19 protein-coding genes, 2 tRNA genes, 1 pseudogene and 1 riboswitch are annotated in these 24895 nt (G+C 71.3%); of the genes and pseudogenes, 6 read left to right on the top strand and 16 right to left on the bottom strand.

Annotated features, from left to right (window positions below; translation table 11 throughout):
- Positions 1–75: 75 nt before the first annotated feature.
- On the bottom strand, positions 76–2307 hold the full coding sequence (metE, locus tag AB0A65_RS05570; RefSeq protein ID WP_359946710.1) for a 5-methyltetrahydropteroyltriglutamate--homocysteine S-methyltransferase: 2232 nt from the start codon (positions 2305–2307) through the stop codon (positions 76–78).
- Between the two features lie 40 nt (positions 2308–2347).
- Positions 2348–2558, bottom strand: a riboswitch (cobalamin riboswitch).
- A gap of 118 nt (positions 2559–2676) precedes the next feature.
- Between metE and AB0A65_RS05565 the strand changes: the two genes are divergently transcribed.
- Positions 2677–3411 (top strand): SDR family NAD(P)-dependent oxidoreductase, encoded by a 735-nt coding sequence (locus AB0A65_RS05565; RefSeq protein ID WP_359946707.1) that lies wholly within the window; start codon positions 2677–2679, stop codon positions 3409–3411.
- Here the strand turns inward: AB0A65_RS05565 and AB0A65_RS05560 are convergent, their stop codons facing one another.
- The 3 genes from AB0A65_RS05560 to AB0A65_RS05550 all read right to left on the bottom strand — a co-directional run bounded on the left by AB0A65_RS05560 (position 3412) and on the right by AB0A65_RS05550 (position 6901).
- On the bottom strand, positions 3412–5916 hold the full coding sequence (locus AB0A65_RS05560; protein ID WP_359946704.1) for a S8 family serine peptidase: 2505 nt from the start codon (positions 5914–5916) through the stop codon (positions 3412–3414).
- Positions 5917–6077: 161 nt separating this feature from the next.
- Positions 6078–6440 (bottom strand): CrcB family protein, encoded by a 363-nt coding sequence (locus tag AB0A65_RS05555; protein WP_359946702.1) that lies wholly within the window; start codon positions 6438–6440, stop codon positions 6078–6080.
- Entirely contained in the window at positions 6437–6901 is a 465-nt protein-coding gene (locus AB0A65_RS05550; RefSeq protein WP_359946699.1) for a CrcB family protein, read from the bottom strand. Before AB0A65_RS05550 ends, AB0A65_RS05555 begins: the two co-directional genes overlap by 4 nt.
- 316 nt (positions 6902–7217) lie before the next feature.
- Here AB0A65_RS05550 and AB0A65_RS05545 point away from each other — a divergent pair, with 316 nt between their 5' ends.
- Entirely contained in the window at positions 7218–8582 is a 1365-nt protein-coding gene (locus AB0A65_RS05545; RefSeq protein ID WP_359946696.1) for a dicarboxylate/amino acid:cation symporter, read from the top strand.
- A gap of 54 nt (positions 8583–8636) precedes the next feature.
- Here AB0A65_RS05545 and AB0A65_RS05540 read toward each other — a convergent pair whose 3' ends face one another.
- Positions 8637–9341: a TetR/AcrR family transcriptional regulator gene (locus AB0A65_RS05540; RefSeq protein WP_359946693.1), complete on the bottom strand. Its 705-nt coding sequence runs from the start codon at positions 9339–9341 to the stop codon at positions 8637–8639.
- A 141-nt stretch (positions 9342–9482) separates the two neighbouring features.
- Here AB0A65_RS05540 and AB0A65_RS05535 point away from each other — a divergent pair, with 141 nt between their 5' ends.
- Together AB0A65_RS05535 and AB0A65_RS05530 are read left to right on the top strand one after the other, a co-directional pair.
- Entirely contained in the window at positions 9483–10220 is a 738-nt protein-coding gene (locus AB0A65_RS05535; RefSeq protein WP_359946690.1) for a DUF2306 domain-containing protein, read from the top strand.
- A 115-nt stretch (positions 10221–10335) separates the two neighbouring features.
- A complete protein-coding gene (locus tag AB0A65_RS05530; protein WP_359946687.1) occupies positions 10336–11487 on the top strand; it encodes a DUF418 domain-containing protein in 1152 nt (383 codons plus the stop codon).
- 63 nt (positions 11488–11550) lie between these two features.
- On the opposite strand, the gene AB0A65_RS05525 is transcribed toward AB0A65_RS05530, so the two are convergent.
- The 3 genes from AB0A65_RS05525 to AB0A65_RS05515 are packed head-to-tail and all read right to left on the bottom strand — an operon-like array spanning position 11551 to position 14656.
- Entirely contained in the window at positions 11551–13071 is a 1521-nt protein-coding gene (locus AB0A65_RS05525; RefSeq protein ID WP_359946684.1) for a tripartite tricarboxylate transporter permease, read from the bottom strand.
- A gap of 14 nt (positions 13072–13085) precedes the next feature.
- On the bottom strand, positions 13086–13664 hold the full coding sequence (locus AB0A65_RS05520; protein WP_359946681.1) for a tripartite tricarboxylate transporter TctB family protein: 579 nt from the start codon (positions 13662–13664) through the stop codon (positions 13086–13088).
- Positions 13661–14656: a tripartite tricarboxylate transporter substrate binding protein gene (locus AB0A65_RS05515; RefSeq protein WP_359946678.1), complete on the bottom strand. Its 996-nt coding sequence runs from the start codon at positions 14654–14656 to the stop codon at positions 13661–13663. The genes AB0A65_RS05520 and AB0A65_RS05515 overlap by 4 nt, the downstream gene beginning before the upstream one ends.
- Positions 14657–14756: 100 nt before the next feature.
- Between AB0A65_RS05515 and AB0A65_RS05510 the strand changes: the two genes are divergently transcribed.
- Both AB0A65_RS05510 and AB0A65_RS05505 read left to right on the top strand, forming a co-directional pair.
- Positions 14757–16415 carry an ATP-binding protein gene (locus tag AB0A65_RS05510; protein ID WP_359946675.1) on the top strand — a complete coding sequence of 553 codons (1659 nt, stop codon included), beginning with the start codon at positions 14757–14759 and terminating at the stop codon, positions 16413–16415.
- Positions 16412–17071 (top strand): response regulator, encoded by a 660-nt coding sequence (locus AB0A65_RS05505; RefSeq protein WP_359946672.1) that lies wholly within the window; start codon positions 16412–16414, stop codon positions 17069–17071. The genes AB0A65_RS05510 and AB0A65_RS05505 overlap by 4 nt, the downstream gene beginning before the upstream one ends.
- On the opposite strand, the gene AB0A65_RS05500 is transcribed toward AB0A65_RS05505, so the two are convergent.
- The 8 genes and pseudogenes from AB0A65_RS05500 to gyrB all read right to left on the bottom strand — a co-directional run bounded on the left by AB0A65_RS05500 (position 17022) and on the right by gyrB (position 24726).
- Positions 17022–18071: a phosphotransferase gene (locus AB0A65_RS05500; RefSeq protein WP_359946669.1), complete on the bottom strand. Its 1050-nt coding sequence runs from the start codon at positions 18069–18071 to the stop codon at positions 17022–17024. The two genes, AB0A65_RS05505 and AB0A65_RS05500, sit on opposite strands and share 50 nt — an antisense overlap.
- An 89-nt stretch (positions 18072–18160) precedes the next feature.
- Positions 18161–18233, bottom strand: a tRNA-Ala gene (locus AB0A65_RS05495).
- 100 nt (positions 18234–18333) lie between these two features.
- Positions 18334–18465, bottom strand: coding sequence for a DLW-39 family protein (locus AB0A65_RS05490; RefSeq protein ID WP_218125197.1), 132 nt, complete (start codon positions 18463–18465; stop codon positions 18334–18336).
- A gap of 119 nt (positions 18466–18584) precedes the next feature.
- Positions 18585–19172: an NAD(P)H-dependent oxidoreductase gene (locus AB0A65_RS05485; RefSeq protein WP_359946665.1), complete on the bottom strand. Its 588-nt coding sequence runs from the start codon at positions 19170–19172 to the stop codon at positions 18585–18587.
- Between the two features lie 106 nt (positions 19173–19278).
- A tRNA-Ile gene (locus AB0A65_RS05480) sits at positions 19279–19355 on the bottom strand.
- A 157-nt stretch (positions 19356–19512) separates the two neighbouring features.
- Positions 19513–19962 (bottom strand): annotated as a pseudogene (locus AB0A65_RS05475) (DUF3566 domain-containing protein); the annotation flags it as partial.
- Positions 19963–20214: 252 nt separating this feature from the next.
- The gene (gene gyrA / locus AB0A65_RS05470; protein ID WP_359946662.1) at positions 20215–22719 is read right to left on the bottom strand and encodes a DNA gyrase subunit A; all 2505 of its coding nucleotides are present in this window, start codon (positions 22717–22719) and stop codon (positions 20215–20217) included.
- Positions 22720–22767: 48 nt separating this feature from the next.
- Positions 22768–24726, bottom strand: coding sequence for a DNA topoisomerase (ATP-hydrolyzing) subunit B (gene gyrB / locus AB0A65_RS05465; RefSeq protein ID WP_359946659.1), 1959 nt, complete (start codon positions 24724–24726; stop codon positions 22768–22770).
- Positions 24727–24895 lie beyond the last annotated feature (169 nt).

The following is a 24895-nucleotide window of genomic DNA, read 5'->3' as shown; positions in this document are numbered from 1 at the left end:
CGGCGGGTCCGCCGCAGCGACCGGATCGTACATCCTATAGGAAATAGGATGTACGATCCGGAACCGCTGAGGCCCTTACGCGGCCTCGGCGCGGACGGTGCGGGCGGCCTCCACGAGCCCTTCGAGCGCGGGCAGGACCTCCTCGTAGCGGCGGGTCTTCAGGCCGCAGTCGGGGTTGGCCCAGACCCGGTCGGGGCCGAGGGCGGCGACGGCGAGGCGCAGGGCCTCGGCCATCTCGGCGGCGGCGGGCACGCGCGGGGAGTGGATGTCCCACACGCCGGGGCCGACGCCGCTGCCGTACCCGGCGCGGCCGAGGTCGGCGACGACCTCCATCTTCGAGCGGGACGCCTCGATGGACGTGACGTCGGCGTCGAGTGCGGCGATGGCGTCGATGACCACGCCGAACTCGGAGTAGCACAGGTGCGTGTGGATCGCGGTGTCCGGGCGGACGCCGGAGGTCGCGAGGCGGAACGAGCGGGTGGACCACTCGCGGTAGGCCGCGCGGGGCGCCTCGCGCACGGGCAGGAGCTCGCGGAGCGCGGGCTCGTCGACCTGGATGATCGCGGTCCCGGCCGCTTCGAGGTCGGTGACCTCGTCGCGCAGGGCGAGGGCGACCTGGTCGGCGGTGTCGGCGAGCGGCTGGTCGTCGCGCACGAAGGACCACGCGAGGATCGTCACGGGCCCGGTGAGCATGCCCTTCACGGGTTTCGCGGTGAGCGACTGCGCGTAGGAGGTCCACGGGACCGTGATCGGCGCGGTGCGGGCGACGTCGCCGAAGAGGATCGGCGGGCGCACGCAGCGGGAGCCGTAGGACTGGACCCACCCGGCGGCGGTGGTCGCGAAGCCGGTGAGCTGCTCGGCGAAGTACTGGACCATGTCGTTGCGCTCGGGCTCGCCGTGGACGAGCACGTCGATGCCGAGTTTCTCCTGCTCGTTGATGACGGCGGCGACCTCGGCCTTCATGCGGGCGTGGTAGTCGGCGTCGATCATGAGGCCCTGCCTGTGGGCGGCGCGGGCCTTGCGGAGCTCGGCGGTCTGCGGGAACGAGCCGATGGTGGTGGTCGGGAGCGGCGGCAGCGGGACGCGCTCGGCCTGGGAGGCACGGCGGTCGGCGTAGGGCGCCCGGCGGTCGGCGCCCGCGTCGAGGGCGGCGAGGCGGTCGCGGACCGCGCCGTCGCGCCAGGCGTCGGGCGCGGCGGGCCGGGCGTCGCGGGCGCCGTCCGGGTCGGCGAGGACGGTGAGTTCCACGAGCTTCTGGCGTGCGAACGAGAGCCGCTCGGCGAGCAGCGGCGGCAGGCCGGTCTCGGGCGCGAGGTCCACGGGGACGTGGAGGAGCGAGGCCGAGGAGGCGACGCCGACGCGGTCGGTGAGGGCCTTGACGGCCTCGATGTCGGCGGCGGCCCGCGCTAGGTCGGTGCGCCAGATGTTGCGCCCGTCCACCACTCCGGCGACGATGAATGTTTCACGTGAAACATTCAGCGACGCAAGTGCTTCCAGGTCGGACCGGCCGCGGACCAGGTCGAGGGCGATGCCTTCGACGCCCGCGTCCAGGAGCACCAGCAGCGACTCGCCGAACGGCCCGTAGCCCCCGGCGACGAGGATCTCCGCCTCGGCCACAAGGCGCCGGTACGCGGATGCGACGGCTTCCAGCTCCGCCGGGGTCCGGTCGGCGCACAGCGCCGGTTCGTCGAGCTGGACGAGTCCGGCCCCGGCGTGCGCGAGCGCGGCCAGGATCTCGATGTACGCCTCCACGACGTCGTCGAGGCGGTCAAAGGGCCGGAAGTCCTCGGGCGAGCCGTCGGCGGCCTTCGCGAGGAGCAGCAGCGTGGCGGGCCCGACGAGGACCGGCCGGGCGTCGAGGCCGCGTTCGCGGGCCTCCAGGAACTCCGCGACGGCCTTCTCAGGACGCGCGGCGAACGCGGTCGCGGGGCCGATCTCGGGGACCAGGTAGTGGTAGTTCGTGTCGAACCACTTGGTCATCTCCAAGGGCGCGGCCGCGTCGTCGCCGCGGGCCGCGGCGAAGTAGGACGCGAGGTCGCCGCCGCGGCGGTGCCGGGGCGCGACCGCGTCCACGGCGAACGCCGCGTCCAGCACGTGGTCGTAGTAGGAGAAGACGCCCGTGGGGACCGAGTCGAGCACGGACAGGTCGTCGAGCATCTCGGCGCGGACGGCCGCGGCGGCCCGTTCGAGCCCCTCGGCGTCGAGCCGTCCGGCCCAGTGGGCTTCGAGCGCGCGCTTGAGCTCGCGGCCCGATCCGATGCGCGGGTATCCGAGCGCGGTCGAGCGCACGGCAGAGCTGTTGGTCATGTGTCAGTTCCCTCGAACTTGCGACAGCGGGACCGCGCGCGGTCGCGCGCGGTACGCGGGCAGGTATTCGGACTCGGGGGCGCGCCGTCGCCGGCACCTACTCCCCGCCGCTTCCCAGCCCCTCCCGGGTCCAGTGCTCATGGCGGGTTCCGTTCCCCCTCACCGCTGCGGGGCAGTCCTGGATTCGCACCAGATTCCCTCTTAGCCGAAGCGCCGCAAGGCGCCGCGGAACCAGCGTCGAATGCGATGGTACGGGCGCGGCCCGACCGCCCGCGCGCCTCGGCCAGAGTGTGAGAACCGGCGCGCGGGGACGCCGAGTAAGGTCCGTCGCGGGCCGAGGCTTCGGCCCGCGTCTGCGAGGAGGAATCGATGAGCAGGAAGACCGCGGTCGTCACGGGAGCCAGCAGCGGGATCGGGGCGGCCACCGCACGGGCCCTCGCCGGGGCCGGGTTCGACGTGGTCCTCGGCGCGCGCCGGGCCGACCGGCTCGCCGAGGTCGCGGCCGAGTGCGGCGGGACCGCGCTGCCGCTCGACGTCACCGACGAGCGGTCGGTGGCCGATTTCGTCGCCGCGGTGGAACGCTGCGACGTGCTCGTCAACAACGCGGGCGGCGCGTTCGGCCTCGACTCGATCGCCGGGGCGGACCTGGACGCCTGGCAGCGCATGTACGACGTGAACGTCCTCGGCACGGCCCGGATCACCAAGGCGCTCCTGCCGAAGCTCGTCGCCTCGGGCGACGGCCAGGTCGTCGTCATCGGCTCCATCGCGGGCCACCAGCCGTACCCCGGCGGCGGCGGGTACAACGCCGCGAAGCACGCCGAGGCCGCGATCACGCGGGTCCTGCGCATGGAGCTGCTCGGGCAGCCGGTGCGGGTGTGCGAGGTGGACCCGGGCATGGTCGAGACGGAGTTCAGCCTCGTCCGCTTCGAGGGCGACCAGGGCCGCGCCGACGCGGTCTACGCGGGGATGACGCCGCTGGTCGCCGCCGACATCGCGGACGCGATCGCGTGGATCGCGACCCGTCCCGCGCACGTCAACATCGACCAGATCACCATCACCCCGCGCGACCAGGCCGGCGCGCAGCTCGTCCACCGGGAGCAGTAGCTACTCGGCGAGCGTGAAGACCGGCGAGGTCCACTGCTCCCAGGCGTCCGGGTCGTCCTCGTCGCCGAGGGCCTTGAGCACCTTCACCGTGAGCGTCCAGCGGCCGGGCTCCAGAGCGCCGGGCCGCTGGGCGACCAGGTCCTCCAGGTGGACGCCCATCGCGTCGTCGGGTCCGGGGGAGCGCGGCAGGAACGCCTCGCGGTCCCATTCGACCACCTCGCCGGTGTCGGCGTTCGCGGCGCTGACGTCCATCGCCGCGGGCTGGTGTCCGAGATAGACCAGGGCCGCGAGGTCGGGCCCGTCGGCGAGGCTGAACGACTCGCCGTCCTCGACGTCGCGGTACTCGTACTCGCGGGTCTCCGGGTCCTGCGCGACGACGGCCGCGAGCTTCGGGAAGTCCGGGTGGTCCAGGACCGGGATCGCCAGGTAGTCGCCCTGGTAGCCGGAGTACGCCATGGTCAGGGACTCGCCGCCGTCCTCGGGCCGGGCGGTGATCCGCCCGCCGAACACGCTGCCCTCGGGCAGGTCGGCGCTCGGCGTCACCGTGACCTCCACGGTCGCCGTCTGGCCCGGGTAGAGGCGCAGCTCCTTCGGCTCGAAGTCCACGTCCGGTGCGGCGGCGCTGAAGCCGGGGTCGCGGTCGTCGCCGGTGGTCGCGATCGTGGCCCGGTGGGTCAGCGTGTAGTCGCGGGCCTCGCGGTCGCGTGAGGTGAGGCCGAGTTCGAACGTGCGCGGCGCGGTCCCGTCGCCGGTGTTGACGCCGGTCGGGTACAGGCACGCCTCCGCGTCGAGGGCGTCGACCACGTCGATGACGCCGGTCCCCTGCCGGTGCGCCGCTTCGAGTTCGCCGAGGTCCGGGTTGTCGCCCCACGCGACGGGCTTCGCGGAGTTCGCGAGGCGGGTGCGCACGTCGCGCGGCTCCAGCCGGGGCTCGGCGTCGAGCAGCAGGGCCGCGGCGCCCGCGACGTGCGGCGAGGACATCGAGGTGCCCGAGAGCGACTCGTACGAGCCGTCGGCGACGGGCACGGTGGACCAGATGCCGCCGCCGGGCGCGGCCACGTCCGGTTTGAACGCGAGGTCGGGGGCGGGGCCGTACGCGGAGAAGCTCGACGCGAGGCCCGCGCGCGGCAGCGGCACGAGCACCGTCTCGCCGGTGAACTCCAGGACCGGGGCTTCACCGATGGCCGCGAGGTCGTGGAGGTCCTTGCCGTCTGTGTCGGTGACCGAGAGGGCCGGGACGCCGAGGTCCTCGACGCCGGAGCCGCCGAAGGGGCCGGGCCGGTCGTTGTAGATGACGACGCTCGTGGCGCCTTCGGCGACGGCCCGCTCGTACTTCTCCTTGAACGTGCAGGTCCCGCGGACGATCAATGCGGCCTTGCCGTTCACGTCGCCTTCGGAGGCGTCGTCGGCGCACGCGCGGCCGAGGAACACCAGGCCGTCGGTGGCCGTCCCCGCCTCGGGTTCGGCGGCGTCGCCGAGGACCTGGTAGCCGACGGACCGGTCGAGGGCGGGCACGTGCGCGGCGTCCATGCGCTCGGACGGGTTGTCGGTGGAGGCCACGGCGATCACGTCCTCGCCGACGCCGGGCGCCGAACCGGAGTAGACGCCGGACTCGCCGTCGTTGCCCATGGAGGCGACGACGACCACGCCCTCCTCGGTGAGCCGGTCGGCGGCCTTCGCGGTTGGGTAGCCGGGCCACTGGAACGACTGGCCGAGCGAGAGGTTGACGACGTCCATGCCGTCGTCGAGCGCGGCCTCCAGGGCCTGCATGATGACCTCGGCGCTCGTGGAGCCCTCGCAGCCGAAGACCCGGTACGCGCCGAACTCCACGTCGGGCGCGACGCCGGTGACCTCGCCGTTCGCGCCGACGATCCCGGCGACGTGGGTGCCGTGCCCGGCGCAGTCGGCGGGGTCGTCGTCGGGGTCGGGCTCGGCGTGGTCGGGGTCCTCGGAGTCGAAGTCGTCGCCCACGAAGTCGGTGCCCCCGGCGACGCGGCAGCCGTGGCCGAAGCAGCCGCCGAGGTCGGGGTGGGTGTAGTCGATGCCGGTGTCGATGACGCCGACCTTGACGCCCTCGCCGGTGATCCCGCGGTCGTGCGCCACGTCGGCGCGCGTCGTCCGGATCGCCTGGGCGAGTTCGGGGACCTGCGCGGACTCGGTCGCGGCGTCGGGGCCGGTGGCCGCGGGGCCGCCGAAGACGACGTCGGACCAGACGCGCTCGACCATGCCGAGCCGCCCGAGGCGCCGCGCGGTCGCGGGGTCGGTCTCCACGGAGACGCCGTTCCAGATCCGCTCGAAGTCGTGGCGCACCTCGAAGTCGAGGCCGCGGGCGGCGTCGAGGACGGAGGCGTCGGCGCCTTCGGCGAACTCGACGAGCCACACCTGCGCGGGCCCGTCCGGTTCCGCGTGGGCCGCGGGCGCGGCGAGCGCGAGCAGCGGCAGGGCGACCGCGGCGGCGAGCGGGCGCCGCCAGGCGGGAGGGACGGAGCGGAGCGGACGCGGCATCGGGGACGGTCCCTTCGGGTGGGGCGCCCGCCGGGGGTTCGCGGAGGCGCCCGGGAACCCCCGGCGGGCGGATATGGCAGGACCTCGATCGTCGGGCATCGGGCGCGCGGAACCGCGCATTTGCCGCGCGGCCCGCCCGCGTGTCGGCTCTAGGCCCGGCCTTAGAAGCCGAGGGCGCGCGCGAGGAGGTACCCGCCGAACCCGGCCGCGAGGCCCCCGGCGAGGTTCATCGCGATGTTGAGGGCGGCGTGGGGCCAGCGTCCCTCCTCGACGAGGACGAGTGTCTCGTACGAGAGCGTCGAGTACGTGGTGAGGGCGCCGCAGAAGCCGATCGACAGGACCGCGGACCAGGCCGGGTCGGCCACCGCGACGGCCAGGAACACCGCGAGCGCGGAGCCCACGACGTTCACGGTGAGCGTGCCCCACGGGAGGTACCGGCCCAGGTAGTGGGCCACGACCAGGTCGGTGAGGAAGCGGGCGGGGGCGCCGATCGCGGCGCCCGCGGCGACGAGGAGGAGCGTCATCGGCGCCGCCGGGAGATGAGGCGGCGGGTGGCCCACATGCCGAGGGCGGCGGCGGTGAGCGCGGCGGCGATCGTCGCGAACGCGTAGGCGACGGCGAGGAGCGCGGCCCCGGCGTCGACGGCGCGGCCGACGCCGACGATGAACGTGGAGAACGTGGTGAACCCGCCGAGGACGCCGACGCCGAGGAACGGGCGCAGGAGCCGCCGGTCGGGCGCGACCTCGGTGACCACGACCATGAGCGCGCCGATGAGGAGCCCGCCGGCCGCGTTGGCGAGGAACGTCGCGGTGTCGAACCGGCCCGGGTCGGGCGGGAACGCGACGAGGAGGCCGTACCGGGCGAGCGAGCCGATCACGCCGCCGAGGGCGACGGCGCCGAGGACGACCGGCGGCACGGTGCGGAGCGCGTCGCGCAGCGTCGGGCGGGGCGGGGTGGGAGGCGGGGCGGGTGGAGATCCGGGCACCCGTCGAATCTAGACCCCGGCCCGGACCGTATGCATTCCCTCACGGCCCCTTGCGCCCGAAATGCGAAAGGCGCTACCGTTGGCAGGCGATGAGTTACACCGTCACGAACCAGCACCTGACACGCAGGCGTCACCTCGACTTCTGCCGCGTGTCCACCGTGCTCTGTCGTCCCTAGCGCCGCTCCCACCGGCCGGCTCGCCGACGTACTCGTCTCTTCTCCCGCAGGGTCCGAGCCCGACCCGCACTCCTGACACCGCCTGAGGCGCGCGACCGCGCGCCCGCCCAGCGGTGCGCCCGCCTTCACCAGAGGTATCCATGTCAAGTGCTCCCGAAAGCACGGCCGCCCCGGCCGTGGAGGAATCGAAACCCAAGCGCCGCAAGCGGGTCCCGTTCGCCGCGCAACTGCTCATCGGCCTCGTGCTCGGCCTCGCCCTCGGCTACGCCGCCCGCGAGTGGTCCGTCGCCTGGCTCGGCACCACGCTCGAAACGGTCGGCACGCTGTTCGTGCAGCTGCTGTTCCTGATCGTCCCGTTCCTGGTGTTCACCGCGATCGTCGCCTCGATCGCGAACCTCCGCAACCTCGCGAACGCGGGCCGCCTGGTCGCCAAGACCCTCGGCTGGTTCGCGATCACCTCGCTCATCGCCGTGGTCATCGGCCTCGCGATCGGCCTGGCGACGAACCCCGGTTCGGGCGTGGAGCTGTCGAGCGCCGCGGCCGCCCCGGAGACGCAGGGCTCGTGGACGGACTTCCTCACCGGCATCATCCCGACGAACCTCGTCGACGCGTTCGTGAACGTCAACGTCCTCCAGATCGTGTTCGTCGCGATCGTCGTGGGCGCCGCGGCCGCGAAGCTCGGCGACAAGGCCGAGCCGTTCCTGAAGTTCAACGCCTCCGCGCTCGCGCTGATCCAGAAGGCCCTGTGGTGGGTGATCCGCCTGGCGCCCATCGGCACCGCGGCCCTCATCGGCAAGTCGGTGTACGCGTACGGCTGGGACCTGCTGGAGCCGCTCGCGGTGTTCAGCATCGACATCTACGCGGCCGCGCTCATCATCCTGCTCATCGTCTACCCGGTGCTGCTGCGCGTGTTCGGGAAGGTCTCGCCGGTGCAGTTCTACCGCAAGACCTGGCCCGCGATCCAGTTCGCGTTCGTGTCGCGCTCCTCGGTGGGGACGCTGCCGCTCGCGCAGAAGACCGTCACCGACCGGCTCGGCGTGGACCGCGACTACGCGTCGTTCGCGTCGCCGTTCGGGGCGACCACGAAGATGGACGGCTGCGCCGCGATCTACCCGGCCATCGCCGCGATCTTCGTGGCGCAGGTGTACGGCGTGGACCTCGGGGTGCAGGACTACCTGCTCATCGCGTTCGTGTCGGTGATCGGCTCGGCGGCGACCGCGGGCCTGACCGGCGCGACGGTGATGCTGACGCTGACCCTGTCGACGCTGGGCCTGCCGCTCGAAGGCGTGGGCCTGCTCCTGGCGATCGACCCGATCATGGACATGATCCGCACGGCCACGAACGTCGCCGGGCAGATGGTCGTCCCGGTGATCGTCGCGAAGTCGGAGAAGCTCCTCGACCGGGAGGTCTTCGACGCCGCGCCGCAGCCGCTCGACGAGGCCGCCGCGTTCGGCGGCGACGAGCCCGCGCCGCGCAAGGGCGAGGCGGCGCTCCAGCCCGCATAGCTTTGTTCTCTCCTGAGTAGCGGGGGCCGGTCCGACAGGACCGGCCCCCGTTCGCTATGCGCCGTAGTGCTGTTCGAGGCCGTCGAGGACCCGTTGCAGCCCGAACTCGAAGTACCCGGCGTCCGGGGCGCCCAACGGCCCCGCCGCGAGCGCGGCGAGGTGCGGGAAGCGCGCGGCCGTGCCCGGGTCGCCGAGGAACCGGAAGAACGCCTCCGCCGATCCGGCGCCGCCGATCTCGGGGCGCACGGCGCCGAGCGCGAAGCAGTCGACGGTGAGGACGGCGAGGAGACCGGTCCCCTCGGGCATGCCGACGGCGGCGAGGCGGCCGAGGACCTGGTCGAGCCAGCCCGCCTCGTGCGGGCCCATGGGGCGCTCGCCGGTGGCGACGGGGAGGGCCCACGGGTGGGCGCGGAACAGGTCGCGCACGCACCGGCCCCATCCGGCGAGGACCTCGCGCCAGGTGTCGGCCGCCGGGAGCGGCGCGGGCCCGGTCATGAGCGAGTCGTACATGAGGACCACGAGTTCGTCCTTGCCCGGGACGTGCCGGTAGAGGGACATGACGCCGGAGCCGAGCCGGTCGGCGAGGTGCTTCATCGAGACCTTCGGGAGCCCTTCGGCGTCGGCGATGGCGACGGCCTCGGCGACGATCCGCTCGCGGGTGAGGCCCGAGGGCCGCCCGCGCCCGGGCCTCGCGCCGTTCCCGGCGGCGCCGCCGACGGCGGTCTCGCCCCACAGCAGCTCGAATTCGGCCTGTCCCACAGCGCCGCACCCCCTCGGTTTGCTCCGCAGCCTAGGGCCCGTTGCGGACTCGTGTTCACCGACCGGGCGTGCGTATGATGTACGCTCATTTAGCGTATCCTATACGCAACGATCGGACCCCACCATCGATCGGAGAAACCGGTGACCCAGACCCTCGACCGACCCGACAACGCGCCCGCGCGCGCCAAGCCCAAGTGGTACCGACGCCCCTGGATCGTCCCGCTCTTCGCGGTCGCCGGGCTGTTCGTCGCCGCCCGGCTCCCCTTCTACCTCACCTTCGACACCGGCGACTCGCTCGTCGAACTCCAGCCGTCGAACCCCGAGACCCACTACCTGATGCTCTCGGGCCACATCCTGTTCGGCTCGATCGCGCTCATCACCTGCTCCATGCAGGTGTGGACCTGGCTGCGCCAGAAGCACCCCAAGGTCCACCGGATCTCCGGGCGCCTCTACGTGTTCCTCGGCGTCGTCCCCTCCGGGGCCTTCGCGCTCGTCGTCTCGCTCATGTCCGTGGTCGGCCCCGACGGGAAGATCGGCAACGTCCTGCTCTCCCTCCTGTGGTTCGGCACGACGTTCGCCGGGTTCCTCGCGGCCCGCCGCCGCGACTTCCAGGCCCACCGGCGCTGGATGATCCGCAGCTTCGCCCTGTGCTGGTCCATCGTGGTCAACCGCGTGTGGATCGTGATCGTGCTGCTCATCCTCCTGCCGTTCGAGGACTCCTACTACGGCGGCGACACCGACGCGCTCATCAAGGACGTCGCCGTCGCCTCCATCTGGCTCAGCTGGGTCGTCAACCTGATGATCGCCCAGTGGTGGCTGGACCGCAGGCCCAAGCGCCGCGCGCGGAACACCCCTGCGACGAAAGTCGCAGCCGCGTAAGGCCGGGTGCCACCTTCGGGGCGGCCGGGGCTCCACCCCCGGTCGCCCCTTCCCTGCGTCAAAGTCCGTGCCGCGGAAGGATTCGCGGGCCCGCTCCCGGCGCGATGCTGAAGGCATGGACACCACCACCGCCACCGCGCCCGCCGAGGCGCGGGCGCCCGCAGCGAAGCGGCTCCCGCTGCTCGACGTCCTCCGCGGCGTCGCGATCCTCGGCACGCTCGGCACCAACGTCTGGATCTTCACCTCCGCGCACGGCGAGGCCGGGCCGCTCCTCGGCTACGGCATCACCGGCGGCGGCCCGTTCGGCGCGGTCTTCGAGCTCCTCGCCAACGGCAAGTTCCTGTCGATGCTCACCGTGCTCTTCGGCGTCGGCCTCGCCATCCAGTACCGGTCCGCGGAGAAGAAGGGGCGGCGCTGGCCCGGCCGCTACCACTGGCGGGCGCTGTTCCTGTTCGCCGAGGGCACGGTCCACTTCGTGCTGCTGTTCGCGTGGGACGTGCTCATGGGGTACGCGGTCACCGCGATCACGGTCGCGTGGCTGCTCAAGCGCTCCGAACGCGCGCAGCGGGCCGTCATGTGGACCGCGCTGGGCCTGCACGCCGCGGTGATCGCGTTCATCACGGCCGCAACGGCGCTCGGGCCGGGCAACGACCCGTCGCGGGACGCGGAGGTCGCGGCGCTGTACGCCGACGGCTCCTGGCTCGACCAGGTCCGGTTCCGCCTCGACCACATGCTGGTGTTCCGCATCGAGCCGATCATCACGTTCCCGCTGCTGGTGTTCCTGTTCCTGCTGGGCGTCAGGCTGTTCCGGGCCGGGGCCTTCGGCGCGGAGGATGCGGGACGCACGATCCGCAAGCGCCTCATGGCCTGGGGCCTGGGTCTGGGCCTGCCGTTGAACATCGCAGTGCAGTTCGCGCCCGACGACTTCCTCTACGCGGAGCGGTACCTCGTCGCCCCGGTCGTCATGCTCGGGTACATCGGGCTCATCGGCTTCCTCGTGGAGCACCTGCGCCGCGGCCCCGTCATGACCGCACTGGAGTCGTTGGGCCGCACCGCGCTCAGCGGGTACATCCTCCAGAACCTGCTCGCGTCGGTCGTCTGCTACGGCTGGGGACTCGGACTCGCGGCGACGTACGGGACGCAGGCGTGGTTCGCCCCGGCCCTGTGGCTCGGCATCAGCGCGTTCCTGCTCGTCGGCTCGCGGCTGTGGCTGCGCCGCTTCAGCAACGGCCCGGCCGAGGCGTTGCAGAAGGCCGTCCTGCGCTGAGGCGCATAGAAAGAAGTGCGGGCCGGGGAACGACCGGCCCGCACCTCATACTCACCCAGTTGGTCAGGCGGCGACCGCGTCGCGGTCGCCGGTGCGGTCGCGGGTCAGGCGGCGCCTGATCAGGGAGACCAAGGGCCACAGGGCGATCAGCGCGATGACCCCGTACACGGTCCACGCCACGGGCCCGCCGAGCAGGCCGGACGCCTCCCCGCCGGACAGCTGGAGCGCCATGCGCGCCTGCCGCTCGGCCATCGGGCCGAGGATCACGCCGACGATCATCGGGAGCATCGGAATCCCGAAGCGCCGCATGGCGAGTCCGATCAGGCCGAGCGCGAGCAGCACGAACAGCTCGAACGACTGGCCGCTCGTGGCGTACGCGCCCATCGTCGCGAAGAACAGGATGCCCGCGAACAGGTACGGCTTGGGGATGCGCAGCAGCTTGACCCACAATGGGATCAGCGGCATGTTGAGCACCAGCAGCATCGCGTTGCCCACGAACAGGCCCGCGATGAGCGTCCACACCAGCGCCGACTCCTTCTCGAACAGGAGCGGGCCCGGCTGGATGCCGTAGGTCTGGAACGCCGCGAGCATCACCGCCGCGGTCGCGTTGCACGGCAGGCCGAGTGCGAGCATCGGCACGAGCGTGCCGGCCGCGGACGCGTTGTTCGCCGCCTCCGGCCCCGCCACGCCCTCGATCGCGCCGTTCCCGAACTCCTTCTTGTGCTTCGAGAGCCGCCGCTCCGTCACGTACGACAGGAACGTCGGTACCTCCGCGCCGCCCGCCGGGACCGCCCCGAACGGGAAGCCCAGCGCGGAGCCGCGCAGCCACGGGCCCCACGAGCGGCGCCAGTCGCTGCGGCCCATCCACACCCGGCCGACCGGGATGATCTCGTCGCCGCCGTTCTTGCGGCGCGCGGCCGTCCACAGCGCCTCGCCGACGGCGAACGCGCCGACCGCGACGATGACGATGTCGATGCCGCTCGCCAGCTCCGGCACGCCGTACGTGAGGCGCTGCTGCCCGGTCACCGCGTCGATGCCGATCGTGCCGATCACCAGGCCCACCAGGAGCGACGCGAACCCGCGGATGCGCGAGGACCCGAGGACCGACGCGGTCGCCACCAGCGCCAGCACCATGATCGCGAGGTACTCGGGCGCACCGAGCCCGATCGCGAACTGCACGGTGATCGGGGTGACGAACACCAGCGCGATCGTCGCGATCGTCCCGGCGATGAACGAGCCGATGGCCGCGGTCGCGAGGGCCTGGCCGCCGCGCCCGTTGCGGGCCATCTTGAAGCCTTCGAGGACCGTGACGACCGACGACGACTGGCCCGGCGTGTTCAGCAGGATCGCCGTGGTCGAGCCGCCGTACATGCCGCCGTAGAAGATCCCGCCGAACATGATGAACGCCTGGGTCGGCTCCATCCCGTACGTGATCGGCAGGAGCAGCGCGATCGCCATGGCCGTGCCGAGGCCCGGCAGCATCCCCACGGCCGTGCCGATGGTGACGCCCAGGAGCGCGATGAGCAGGTTCCCCGGAGTGAGGATCGCGGCGAAGCCGTCGAGGAGCGAATTGAGATTGTCCATGTCCTATTGCCCCCCTACAGGATTCCCTGGAGCACGCCCGCGGGCAGGCCGAGGCCCAGCCCGATGGCGAACCCGTAGAACGTGGCCAGCCCCAGCACGACCGCCGCCGCGAGCGTCAGGAAGTACCGGCGCGAACCGAGCACGACCGCCGCGCCCCAGAACAGGAGCGACCCCGAGATGACCCACCCGAGCCAGTCGATGAGCAGCGCGTTCGCGATGAACACCGCGCACAGCAGGCCCACCGTCTTGAGGTCGAACCTCTCGTTCGCGTTGGCGCCCTCGTCCTCCCCGTGCCCGCCGCGCAGCACGTTCAGCGCGTAGAACGCGGCCACCGCGAACAGGAGGATCCCGAGGATGATCGGCACCGGCTTCGGGCCGATCGGGTCGTTCGAGGCGGAGAACCCGCCGAGGCGGGAGGCGTCGACGATGACGAGCACGCCGAGGACCGCGAGGAACCCGCACACCCACAGCTGCGCGAGGTCCCGCTTCGGCGGCGCCGCTTCGGCCGCCACCGCCCCGGTCGCCTCGTCCGGCTGCTCGTCGGTCTGCTCCTCCACGGCCTCGGCGGCGTCACCGCTGTCGGCAGCGGTCATGCGAGGCCCAGTTCCTGGAGCGTCGCGGCGACCGTGTAGTCCTGGTCGGTCAGGAAGTCGGCGAAGTCCGAGCCGGTCATGAACGCGTCGGTCCAGCCCTGCTTCTCCAGCTCGTCCTGCCACGCCGTCGACTCGTACATCGCGGTCAGCGCGTCGGTCCACTTCTGGACGTCCTCGTCGGAGATCCCCGGCGGCGCGACCCAGCCGCGCCAGTTCGTGAACTCCAGGTCGATCCCGGACTCGCGGAACGTGGGCGCATCGGCGACGACCTCGACCCGCTCGGCGCCGGAGGTCGCGAGGACCCGCAGCTGCCCCGCCTCGATCTGGTCGATGAACTCGCCCACGCCGCTCGCACCGAACGAGACCTTCTCGCCGAGGAGCGCGGGCAGGAGCTCGCCGCCGCCGTCATAGGACACGTAGTTGACCTGGACCGGGTCGATGCCCACGGCCTTCGCCAAGCGCATCGGCAGCAGGTGGTCGGGGCCGCCGGGGGAGGAGCCGCCGCCCGCGGTGACGCCGTTCAGGTCCGCGGACCAGGCCGCGACCAGGTCCTCGATCGTCTGGAACGGAGAGCCGACGGGCACGACGATGGCCCCGGACTCCTCCACGAGCTTCGCGATCGCCGTCGTCCCGGTCAGCTTCGCCTCGGAGTTCTGGGTGTACGAGGCGCCCACGACGCCCAGGCCCATCTGCATGGCGAGGTCGCCGTTCCCCTCCTCGCTGACCGTGCGCTGAAGGCCGACGGTCCCGCCGGCGCCTTCGAGGTTGAACACCTCGATGGCCTTCGCGATGCCCTCGTCCTCCATGATCCGGGCGATGGAGCGGGCGGTCGTGTCGTAGCCGCCGCCGGGGCTGTTGGGGACCATGATGCGCAGGCCGGTCAAAGGTCCGTCGTCCGAGCCGTCCTCGGCGGTGAGGCCGCACGCAGAGGCCGCCGCGAGGGTCGGGACGGCCGCCGCAGCACTGAGGAGGGCCCTCCGGTGAAATTTCATCGTCGTTGCTCTTTCATTTCGGGGTCGGGGTGAGAGACGATGGTCACCCCGGCGCCGACCCCGCGTCAGCCTTGTGTCCGTATCGATCATTGAGTTCATTGTGTTCAGGCCCCTGAATCGCCCGACCCTCGCCGGCCAGCTCCTCCTCTTCCAGCTCACGGTGATCCTCCTCGTGCTCGCCGCCGTCGCCGGGCTCTCCCTCGCCCAGTCCCGCGCCGTGTTCGACGCCGAGCAGGGCCGCCGCGTCACCCAGCTCGCCGAGTCCCTCGCCGCCTCCGACCTGGTCCGCGGCCGCCTCCCCGCCCCGGCCCCCGCCCAGACGCTCGCCCCGCAGATCCAGGCGGACCTGGAGCGCTGGCAGGTCTCCTCGGTGACCCTCGCCGACGCCGACGGGAAAGTCGTCGCCTCCACGAACCCGCTGCTCATCGGCACGATGCTGCCCCTCGGAGACGGCGTCCTCGACGGCCGCGGCTGGCGCGGCGAGATCGACCTCGGCGGCCGCACCGAGCTCGTCGGCCAGGCGCCCGTGATCGGCGCCGAACCGGAGAACCTCGGCGTCCAGCTCGGCGTCGCGGTGGTCGGCCAGGAGGCGCCCACGCTGGCGCGGCTCCTCGTGCAGGCCGTGCCGACGCTCCTGCTGTACCTCGGGGTCGCGAGCGTCCTCGGCGTGGCCGGGTCGTGGCTGCTGGCCCGGCGCATCAAGCGGCAGACGTTCGGCATGGAGCCCAGGGAGATCGCGGGCCTCGCCGAGCACCGGGAGGCAATGCTCTACGGGATCGCCGAGGGCGTGATCGCCCTGGACGACCAGCACCGCGTCACGCTCGTCAACGACGTGGGACGGCGCCTCCTCGACCTGGACGACACCGCAGTGGGCCGCACCCTCGACGACCTCGACCTGACCGCGCGCCTGCGCGACGTCCTCTCCGGCACCGTCACCGGCTCCGACCAGGTGGTGCTGCAAGGGAACCGGGTGCTCGTCGTCAACCGGATGCCCGTGGAGAAGGACGGCCGCGCGCTCGGCGCCGTCGCCACCCTCCGCGACCGCACCGAGCTCGCCCAGCTCGAACGCGACCTCGGCTCGTTCCGCTCCACGGCCGAGGCGCTGCGCGCGCAGGCCCACGAGTTCGACAACAAGCTCCACACGATCTCCGGGCTCATCCAGATCGGCGAGCAGGAGGAGGTCGTCCGCTTCATCGAGGCCCTCAACCGCCACCGCCAGTCCCTCGACCTGTCCATCGGCGGGCCCATCCGCGACAAGGCCATCGCCGCGCTCCTCATGGCGAAGTCCGCGCAGGCTTCCGAGCGCCAGGTGCGCCTCGACATCGCCGAGGGCACCGCCCTCGGCCCGCTCTCCCCCGAGGACTCCGCCGACGTCGGCACGGTCCTCGGGAACCTCATCGACAACGCGGTCGACGCCGTCGCGGGCTCGCCGCTGCCGCTCGCGGCCGAGGCGTGGGTCGCGGTGGAGATCCGCGAATCCGAAGGCGGCGTGCACATCACCGTGGCCGACAACGGCCCCGGCGTCCCGCCCGACGCTGTGGACGAGGTCTTCGAGCACGGCTTCACCACCAAGGCAGGCGGTACCGGCACGACCGCGGAGCGCGGTATCGGGCTGGCGCTGACCAGGCTGGTGTGCGAGCATCACGGCGGCGGCGTCCGCGTGGAGAACACCGCCGACGGCGCCCGCTTCCATGCGGACCTGCCGCTCATCTCCCGACCCGCAACGCCCGTATCAACGACGGCTGAGGAACCGACATGATCGATGTGCTGGTGGTCGACGACGACTTCCGCCTCGTCAACATCCACCGCGGCTTCGTCGAGCGCACCCCCGGCTTCCGGGCGGTCGCCTCGGCCCGCTCCGGCGAGGAGACCCTCGCCGCCCTGGACGAACACCGCCCCGACCTCGTCCTCCTCGACCTCTACCTGCCCGACGTCTTCGGCCTCGACCTGGTGCGCCGCATGCGCGCCGAAGGCCACGAGACCGACGTCATGGTCATCTCCGCGGCCCGCGAGTCCGAGGCCGTCCGGGCCGCCGTGCGCCTCGGCGTCGTCTCGTACCTCCTGAAGCCCTTCAGCTTCAACGACTTCCAGGACCGCCTGGAGCAGTACGCGAACACGCGCGCCGGTCTGGCCCTGGCGGTCCACGACCAGGCCGACGTCGACCGCGCCTTCGAGCGCACCGGCTCCGCGACCCTCATGCCCAAGGGCTTCAGCACCGAGACGGCCCAGCTCGTGGAGGCGACGCTCCGCGACGCCGAGGGCTCCCTCTCGGCGGCCGAATGCGCCGAGCGCATCGGCGTCTCCCGCGTCAGCGCCCGCCGCTACCTCGAACAGCTCGCCGAACGCGGCCGCGCTGAGGTCGCCCTCAAGTACGCCGGCCGGGGCCGCCCCGAACGCCGCTACCGCTGGCGCTGAACACCGCCTCGACCTCTGCGAGGTTCGCGGTCCACCACCGGAGCAGCCGCTCGTCCGAGAAGAACACCCGGTCGCTGGCCGGCTCACCGAGGTAGTAGTGGTACTTCAGATGCCACACGCTGGTGATGAGCCGCCACCACCGCCGCCGCGCCGCATCCAGAAGCGCCGCACCGGAGATCGGCGCCACCGACCGGTACCCGTCGAGCATCGCCGAGATGCACTCCAGATCCACACTTCCGTCGGGAAGCGCGCACTGGTACATGGAGGCCCGCACGACCTCCTCACCGTACGCGTTGACCCGCAGGCGATCCCAGTCCAGCACCGCGGCGATCCGCTCCCCCTGCCAGATCAGGTTCCAGTTCTGGCAGTCCCCGTGGATCCACCCGACCGGCCCGACCACCGGCCCCTCCGGCCGCAGATGCCCATGTGCGGCGACCAGCTCGATCCGGCTGCGCAGCAACGGGACGGCCATCGCGTCGAACTCGTCGGTCTCGCCCTTCGCGCCGATCAGCTCCAGGTAGTCCCCGATCCGCTCCCTCGCCGTGGCGACGGAAGGAGGCGGCTCCGTCCGCGGCTCCTCCCCGGGAAGCAACCCGGGCCGCGCCAACGCGACCCGGACCCGCCCGAGCATCTCGCCCATGTGGAACGAAGCCGAGGGCGTCATCTCGACCCCGCGCCGGTGATCCCCGTCGACCCACCGGGCCAGGTAGTAAGCCTGATCCCCGATCTCCGAGACCAGTGCTCCGCGCCGATCCGGAACCACCTCGACCACCGGAACCCCGTCCGCCCCGGCAGCGGTCATCACCGCCAGGCTCCGCCGAGCCGCATCGGGCGTCGTCGAGGACAGCTCCTTGAGGGCGAACGCCTCGCCTCCGACGTCCAAGCGCCAGTTCCGGTTCAGCAGCCCGTCGGCCAAATACCGGACCCCGCGCACCGCCCCGAGCCCGTACGCCGCACCGACCGCATCGAACCCGGCCCCGGGCCCCTCAGAGAACTCCACCGCAGCAGGCTACCGGCCCGCTCCCGCCCCCGCATCGCCCTTTCCGCCCCCAGAACACGAAAAAAGCCCTGTCAACAGGGCTTTTGTAGTGGAGTCAAGGGGAATCGAACCCCTAACCCCCGCCTTGCAAAGGCGGTGCTCTGCCAATTGAGCTATGACCCCTCGCGGGCCGGCGGTGAAGCCGGTCCGTTCGAGTATCCCCGCCGCGCACGCGGCAACAGCGAGGATACCCGCAGCGCAGTGAGTTGGCTAACGCGATTCGCTAGCGCACGTCCTCCGCGGAGGTGGTGGCCTCGTGCCACAGGGTGCGGTCGTCGTTGATCGACTTGACCTTCTTGGCGACCACGAACGCGACCGTCGCCACACCGGCGACGATCAAGATCTTCTTCCACATGGACCCAGGCCCCCATATCAGAGATTGCCGCGTACAGCAATGCCGCGGTCGGCATCGCGCGATGCGCCTCAGCATAGCGAACTGCACCGCGCCGGACCGCCGGGCCGTGGCCCGCACGCTCAATACCTGATGCCGGGCGTGTCGCCGGAGGGCTGGAAGAAGGTCTTCGCCGCGGCGAGGGCCGACTCGTCGCGCAGGACCTGCCCGGGCCGCGAGCCGTACCCGAGGAGCACGCCCTTCCACTCCATGCGGAGGTACTCGGCGGACAGCCGCAGGGTCCCGGCGAGCGGCGCCGAGACGTCGGGTTCCTCGTCGCCCTGGACGGTGACGCCCCACAGCCGCCGCCCGCCCATGCGGGCCTTGAAGTCGAGGCCGGGGACGCGGAGCCAGCCCGACCAGTGGTCGAGGTAGTTCTTGACCGAGCCGCTCACGGAGTACCAGTAGAGCGGGGACGCGATGACGATGTCGGTCGCGGCCAGCGTCGCGTCCTGGAGGGTCTTCTCGGGCCCTTCGGCGAACGGGGTGCCGCCGTCCCCGGTGTGGCGGCGGTCCACGAACGGCGGCAGGCCGAGGTCGGACAGGCGCAGCCACTCCTGCGCCGCCTCCGGTTCGAGGTGCTCGGCGGCGGCGCGGACGAGGGTCTCGGTGTTGCCGCCCGTGCGGGCGCTGCCGAGGACGAACAGGAACGAGCGGGACGGGGCGGCCATGGCGGTGGGTCCTTCGAGCCGGGGGAGGCGGGGTCCCCAGGTTCAAGGCCGCGGGCGGGCCGGGGTATTCCGGGGAAGAAAAAACCCGCCGGTGACCGGCGGGTGTTGGTGGGCGTACCAAGACTCGAACTTGGGACCTTCGAGTTATCAGCTCGACGCTCTAACCACCTGAGCTATACGCCCTTGCATCGGCCGCTCAACGGCGGCGCTGAGAAAGATTACCCCACGTTCGTCCCGTGCGAGAGACAGGGGCCCTCCCTGGAGGGACGGGCATCACTGGGGCGGAACGGCGGAGCGCCCGCGGCCTTTTCAGGCTGCGGGCGCTCCGTCAGAGTCGTGCTTAGTCGCGCTCGGCGAGCGTCACTTCAACGCCGCCGACCAGGTCGGCGCAGACGTTGTAAATGAACGACCCGAGGGTCGCCAGGGCCGTGAAGAGGACCATGTTCACCACGCCGAGCAGGGCCGCGGCCCCGATGACGCCCTTCGCGGTGATCCTGAAGTCCTCGGCCGCCGCGGCCGATTCGCCGCTGCCGCCCATGAGCATCTGGAGCATGTCGTTGACGGTGTCGAACACGCCCATCGCGTCGAGCGCGATGTACAGGACCGTCGTCGCCACGACCATGACGATGAACAGCACGATCGACACCGCGAACGCGAACTTCATCACCGACCACGGGTCGATCCGCTTGAGCCGCAGTCGCGCCCGGCGCGGGCCACGGGCCGCGGCCTGGCTGACCGCCGCGCGGGCGGCGCGGACGGCGTCCGCGACGCGGGCCGACGAGGCGACCCCCGCGGCCTGCTGGGCCGCCGTGTTGCCGGTCGGGCCCGTCGGCTGCGCGATCGGGACCGCGTCCGGCGTCACCGGCGGCGGCGTCATCCCCGGAGGGCGACGCAGCGTCAGCGTCTGGTCCTGCGCCGGCGCGGGGGCCGGTTCGGACTTGTCCTCGGCCTTCGGCTCGGCGTCGCTCGGCGACTCGGAGGGCAGCTCCGGCACGTCGTCCTCGCGCTCGGTCTCCGCTGCGGTGGCCTTCGCGTCGGTCATCTACTCGTCCTGCCCCTCATCGGGTTCCGGTTCCTCGGCGCTCCTGGTGATGGCGAGCAGCGACACTTCCTCGGGCAGGTCGATCAGCTTGACGCCCTGGGTGTTGCGGTCCGACGTCTGCCGGACCGGCTTCACAGGAGTCCTGATGACCCCTCCCTCCGAGGTGATCGCGAACAACTCGTCGTCGGGCGTCACCGACAGCGCCCCAACCAGGTCGCCGCGCCGTTCCGTGATCTTAGCCGTCAGGACGCCCTTGCCGCCGCGGCCCTGCTGCGGATACGCGTCGACCGGAGTCCGCTTCGCGTAGCCGCGGCTGGTGGCCACGAGGATGTCCATATTATCGCGGAGCACGATCATCGTGAGCAATTCGTCGTCCCCGACGAACCGCATCCCGATCACACCGCTCGTCGCCCGGCCCATCGGCCGCAGCGCCTCGTCCGTGGCCTGGAAGCGGATCGACTGCGCCTTGCGCGACACCAGCAGCAGGTCGTCCTCCTGCTGGATGAGCGAGGCGCCGACCAGCTCGTCGCCGTCGCGCAGGTTGATGCCGATGAGGCCGCCCGTGCGCGGCGAGTCGAAGTCGGTGAGCTTCGACTTCTTGACCAGGCCGTTCCGGGTCGCCAGGACCAGGTACGGGGTCACCTCGTAGTTCGCCATCTGGATGACCTGGGCGATCGTCTCATCAGGACCGAACGCGAGGATGTTCGCCACATGCTGCCCGCGGGCCGTGCGCGACGCCTCCGGCAGCTCGTACGCCTTCGCCCGGTACACGCGGCCCTTGTTCGTGAAGAACAGGATCCAGTCGTGCGTGGTGCACACGAAGAAGTGGCTGACGATGTCGTCCTGCTTCAGCTGCGCGCCCTGGACGCCCTTCCCGCCGCGCTTCTGCGAGCGGAAGGAGTCCGTGGTGGTGCGCTTGACGTAGCCGCCGCGGGTGATCGTCACGACGATGTCCTCGCGGGCGATCAGGTCCTCCATGGACACCTCGCCGGCGTCCGGGAGGATCTGCGTCCGGCGCTCGTCGCCCCAGCGGGCCACGACCGCGCCGAGCTCCTCGCGGACGATCTGGCGCTGCCGCTCGGGCTTCGCCAGGATGTCGGCCAAGTCTGCGATCTTCGTCTCGATCTCGGCGAGCTCGTCGATGATCCGCTGCCGCTCCAGGGCGGCGAGGCGGCGCAGCTGCATGTCGAGGATCGCGACGGCCTGGACCTCGTCCACGTCGAGCAGGCCCATGAGGCCCTGCTTCGACTCCTCGGCCGACGGCGAGCGGCGGATGAGCGCGATCGTCTCGTCCAGCAGGTCGAGGGCCTTCGCGAGGCCGCGCAGGATGTGGGCGCGCTCCTCGGCCTTGCGCATCCGGTACTGGGTGCGGCGGATGATCACGTCGATCTGGTGCGCCACGTAGTAGCGGACCATCTGCGCGATGTTCAGCGTGCGCGGGACCCCGTCGACCAGCGCGAGCATGTTCGCGCCGAACGTGTCCTGGAGCTGCGTGTGCTTGTACAGGTTGTTGAGCACGACCTTCGGGACCGCGTCGCGCTTGAGCACGACGACGATCCGCATGCCGGTGCGGCCCGAGGACTCGTCGCGGATGTCGGCGATGCCGCCGAGCTTGCCCTCCTTGACGAGGTCGGCGATGCGCTCGGCCAGGTTGTCGGGGTTCACCTGGTACGGCAGCTCGGTGACGACCAGGCACGGGCGGCCCTTGGTGTCCTCCTCGACCTCGATGACGGCGCGCATCTTGATCGAGCCGCGGCCCGTCCGGTACGCGTCCTCGATCGCGGCCCGCCCGAGGATCGTCGCCCCGGTCGGGAAGTCCGGCCCGGTGATGATCCCGAGGACCGCCTCCAGGGCCTCCTCCTCGGTGGCCTCGGGGTTCGCCAGGCACCAGTCGACGGCCTTGGCGACCTCGCGCAGGTTGTGCGGCGGGATCTTCGTGGCCATGCCGACCGCGATGCCCTCGGAGCCGTTCACGAGCAGGTTCGGGATGCGGCTGGGGAGGATCGTCGGCTCGGTGGTCTTGCCGTCGTAGTTCGGCTCGAAGTCCACCGACTCCTCGTCGATGTCCCGCAGCATCTCCATGGCGAGCGGTTCGAGGCGCGACTCGGTGTACCGGTGCGCGGCCGCCGGGTCGTTGCCGGGGGAGCCGAAGTTGCCCTGGCCGTCGATGAGCGGGTAGCGCAGGCTCCACGGCTGGGCCATGCGGACCAGCGAGTCGTAGATCGCGCCGTCGCCGTGCGGGTGGAACTGGCCCATCACGTCGCCGATGACGCGCGAGCACTTCACGTACCCGCGGTCGGGGCGGTAGCCGCCGTCGTACATCGCGTACAGGATCTTGCGGTGGACCGGTTTCAGGCCGTCGCGCACGTCGGGCAGCGCGCGCCCGACGATGACGCTCATCGCGTAGTCGAGGTACGACCGCGACATCTCCACTTCGATGCCGACCGGTTCGATGCGGCCGTGGCCCTCGGGGATCTCCAGCTGGTCTTGGTTGTTCTCAGGCACCAGTGCTTCCTTGCTGTCTCAGACGAAGTCGTATCGAGCCGTTGCCAACTAGATGTCCAGGAACCGGACGTCCTTGGCGTTCTCCTGGATGAACCGGCGGCGGCTCTCCACGTCCTCACCCATCAGGACGCTGAAGAGCTCGTCGGCGGTTGCCGCGTCGTCGAGCTGAACCTGGAGGAGGTTGCGCTGCGAGGGGTCCATGGTCGTCTCCCACAGCTCGGTGTAGTTCATCTCACCGAGGCCCTTGTAGCGCTGGACGCCGTCGGAGCGGCGCGGGTCGGCCTTCCCGGAGGCCAGGCCGGCCTCGATGATCCGGTCGCGCTCGGCGTCGGAGTACGCGTAGTCGACCAGGTCGCCCTTCTTGTTCCACTTGATCTTGTACAGCGGCGGCTGGCTCATGTACACGTGGCCGAGCTCGACCAGCGGGCGCATGAAGCGGAACAGCAGCGTCAGCAGCAGCGTGTTGATGTGGTGGCCGTCGACGTCGGCGTCCGACATCAGGATGACCTTGTGGTAGCGGAGCTTCTCGGCGTCGAACTCCTCGTGGATGCCGGTGCCCAGGGCGGTGATCATGCCCTGGACCTCGTTGTTCTTGAGGATCTTGTCGAGCCGGGCCTTCTCCACGTTGAGGATCTTGCCGCGGATCGGCATGATCGCCTGCGTCCGCGGGTTGCGGCCCTGCTTCGCGGAGCCGCCGGCCGAGTCGCCCTCGACCACGAAGATCTCGCACTCCTCCGGGTTCGTCGACTGGCAGTCGGCGAGCTTGCCGGGCATCGACGAGGACTCCAGGAGGCTCTTGCGGCGGGCCAGCTTGCGGGCCTGCTGCGCCGCCTTGCGGGCGTTCGCCGCGCTCGAAGCCTTCTGGATGATGATCCGGGCTTCCTTGGGGTGGCGGTCGAGCCAGTCGGGGAGGTGCTCGTTGCAGACCTTCTGCACGAAGCTCTTGACCTCGGTGTTGCCGAGCTTTGCCTTGGTCTGCCCCTCGAACTGCGGCTCGCGCAGCTTCACGGAGATGATCGCGGCCAGGCCCTCGCGGATGTCCTCGCCGGAGAGGCGGTCCTTCTCGGACTTGATGATCTTCTTCTCAAGCCCGTACTTGTTGATCGTGTTGGTCAGCGCGGACCGGAAGCCCTCTTCGTGGGTGCCGCCGTCGTGGGTGTTGATGCCGTTCGCGAACGTGTACACCGACTCGCCGTACGACTCGTTCCACTGCATGGCGATCTCAAGCGTCTGCTCTGGCTCCTGCGCGCCGAACGCCACCACGGACTGGTGGACGGGGGACTTCGAGGCGTTGAGGTGGCGCACGAAGTCGGCGATGCCCTCGTCGTACTTGAAGACGACCTCGCGGACGTTCCCCTCCTCGTCGAGGTGGTCGGGGCGCTCGTCGCGGAGGCTGATCGCCAGGCCGCCGTTGAGGAACGCCATCTCCTGGAGGCGCCGGTACACGGTCTTGTAGTCGAATTCGAGGGTCTCGAAGACGTCCCCGTCGGGCCAGAACGTGAGGATCGTGCCGGTGGAGTCGGCCGCCTCGCCCTTCTCCAGCGGACCGGGCTGGGCGTGCTTGTAGTCCTGGCGCCACACGTGCCCGTCGCGGCGGATCTCGACCGAGACCCGCGTCGACAGGGCGTTGACGACCGAGACGCCGACGCCGTGCAGGCCGCCCGAGACCGCGTAGGTCTGGGAGTCGAACTTGCCGCCCGCGTGGAGGACCGTGAGGGCCACCTCGACGCCGGGCTTGCCGAGCTTGGGGTGGACGTCGACGGGGAAGCCGCGGCCGTTGTCCTCGACGCGGACGCCGCCGTCGTCGGTCAGGGTCACGGTGATGTCGGTGCAGAATCCGGCCAGCGACTCGTCGACCGAGTTGTCGACGACTTCCCAGATCAGGTGGTGCAGGCCGCGCTCGCCGGTCGAGCCGATGTACATGCCCGGACGCTTCCGGACGGCCTCAAGCCCTTCGAGCACCTGAAGCGAACTGGCGCTGTACTCGTCCTGCTGCTTCGCCGCCACCGGCAACTCCTTCTGTCGTCGAATCGTGGTTCACGGTCGGTAAAGAAAAGCTAATCCATGGCTGTGACACTTGCAGCCGTCTGGCCGCGGAAGCACCCGATGTCCGAAGTCCGGGCCCGCGCGATGGGGGCCGCCCGGGCCGGACCTGACCGGCGGCCGGACGCTCAAG

The organism is Glycomyces sp. NPDC047010 (genome assembly GCF_040644205.1).
Taxonomy (GTDB): domain Bacteria; phylum Actinomycetota; class Actinomycetes; order Mycobacteriales; family Micromonosporaceae; genus Glycomyces.
Note: the sequence above shows the minus strand (reverse complement) of the source record. Positions and strands in the feature narration are given on the sequence as shown.

Bases quoted from the DNA above. Each gene is read 5' to 3' on its own strand.
- AB0A65_RS05565 (WP_359946707.1), top strand. From the start codon at position 2,677: ATGAGCAGGAAGACCGCGGTCGTCACGGGAGCCAGCAGCGGGATCGGG.
- AB0A65_RS05505 (WP_359946672.1), top strand. From the start codon at position 16,412: ATGATCGATGTGCTGGTGGTCGACGACGACTTCCGCCTCGTCAACATC.
- AB0A65_RS05530 (WP_359946687.1), top strand. From the start codon at position 10,336: ATGGACACCACCACCGCCACCGCGCCCGCCGAGGCGCGGGCGCCCGCA.
- AB0A65_RS05560 (WP_359946704.1), bottom strand. From the start codon at position 5,916: ATGCCGCGTCCGCTCCGCTCCGTCCCTCCCGCCTGGCGGCGCCCGCTC.
- AB0A65_RS05525 (WP_359946684.1), bottom strand. From the start codon at position 13,071: ATGGACAATCTCAATTCGCTCCTCGACGGCTTCGCCGCGATCCTCACT.
- metE (WP_359946710.1), bottom strand. From the start codon at position 2,307: ATGACCAACAGCTCTGCCGTGCGCTCGACCGCGCTCGGATACCCGCGC.
- AB0A65_RS05485 (WP_359946665.1), bottom strand. From the start codon at position 19,172: ATGGCCGCCCCGTCCCGCTCGTTCCTGTTCGTCCTCGGCAGCGCCCGC.
- AB0A65_RS05515 (WP_359946678.1), bottom strand. From the start codon at position 14,656: ATGAAATTTCACCGGAGGGCCCTCCTCAGTGCTGCGGCGGCCGTCCCG.
- AB0A65_RS05555 (WP_359946702.1), bottom strand. From the start codon at position 6,440: ATGACGCTCCTCCTCGTCGCCGCGGGCGCCGCGATCGGCGCCCCCGCC.
- AB0A65_RS05545 (WP_359946696.1), top strand. From the start codon at position 7,218: ATGTCAAGTGCTCCCGAAAGCACGGCCGCCCCGGCCGTGGAGGAATCG.
- AB0A65_RS05490 (WP_218125197.1), bottom strand. From the start codon at position 18,465: ATGTGGAAGAAGATCTTGATCGTCGCCGGTGTGGCGACGGTCGCGTTC.
- AB0A65_RS05520 (WP_359946681.1), bottom strand. From the start codon at position 13,664: ATGACCGCTGCCGACAGCGGTGACGCCGCCGAGGCCGTGGAGGAGCAG.